Origin of the sequence: Pseudomonas sp. NY11955 (genome assembly GCF_048068035.1) — a bacterium.
GTDB lineage: Bacteria > Pseudomonadota > Gammaproteobacteria > Pseudomonadales > Pseudomonadaceae > Aquipseudomonas.
In genome coordinates this window covers 1-587 of record NZ_JBLUPS010000051.1, presented here as the reverse complement: position 1 = coordinate 587, position 587 = coordinate 1, and the positions used below count along the sequence as shown (strand labels likewise).

At 59.6% G+C, this 587-nt stretch carries 1 protein-coding gene; it reads left to right on the top strand.

The window, feature by feature from the left end:
• A partial coding sequence (locus tag ACNFBR_RS29255) for an immunoglobulin-like domain-containing protein (protein ID WP_416737879.1) occupies positions 1–587 on the top strand: 587 nt, incomplete at both ends.

Here is a 587-nt window from a genome sequence, read left to right as displayed (position 1 = left end):
GACATCGTCAAGGTAACTATCACGGCTGACCAGGAATCCGTCGCCGAGAACGTCAAACCGACGTTCACCGTGCACGTCAATCAGCCACTGGCGCACGACCTGGTCGTGACCTTGAGCAACAACGCCCAGGTCACCATCAAGGCTGGCGAGACCAGCGCGTCGTACGAGCACGCGGCACAAGGTGACGACGTCTACCAAGACGCCGGCGAAATCACCCTGGGCATCAAGTCGGCTGTGGACGTCACGGGCGCTACTTTCGAGAACCTGCAGTTGGGTGGTGATGCTTCGGTCAAAGTGACCGACACCATCGATGAAGTGGTGGCCAAGCTGACCGCTACACCTTCGGTCACCGAAGGCGGCGAGATCACTTACACCATCACGCTGACCAACAAAGACGGTCTGCCGATCAACAACCACTCGGAGCTGTACTTCAAGCTGACCGATGGCACCACGGTCATCGTCGCTGCCAACAGCACCACCGGTTCGGCCACCGTAATCGCGCCGGATAACGTCTACGTCGGCGCTAACCAGCCGGTGGTCAACGCCATCGACGCGGTCAGCGGTGCGGATGCGTGGAAGTTCGAAAA